Source organism: Gilvimarinus sp. 1_MG-2023 (assembly GCF_030548285.1).
The window spans coordinates 1-284 of record NZ_JAUOSC010000839.1; the positions used below are offsets into that span (position 1 = coordinate 1).

A 284-nucleotide genomic window follows, 5' to 3' on the forward strand; every position below is an offset into this window, starting at 1 on the left:
GTACATGGCTGCCAGCAATACCGGCATACACCGAATGAATGGTACAGCCCGCCATCAGTTCGGCTTCTTCAACTGCACGGCGAATTGACTGCACAGTGGACTCGATATTAACCACTACGCCTTTTTTCATCCCCCGACTGGGGTGACTACCGAGACCAACAATTTCAATACCGCCATCTGATGTCACTTCCCCGACAATAGCAACAATCTTGGACGTTCCTATATCCAGTCCCACCAGCATTTGACCTGCCTGTGCATTTGCCATTACCCGGTTACCCCTGTTG

Annotated in this window: 1 protein-coding gene; it reads right to left on the bottom strand. The window is 51.1% G+C overall.

What is annotated here, in order from left to right; translation table 11 throughout:
- The coding region (locus Q4563_RS19260) for a cell division FtsA domain-containing protein (RefSeq protein WP_303605658.1) at positions 1-265 on the bottom strand (265 nt) is incomplete at its 3' end.
- Between the last annotated feature and the right edge of the window lie 19 nt (positions 266-284).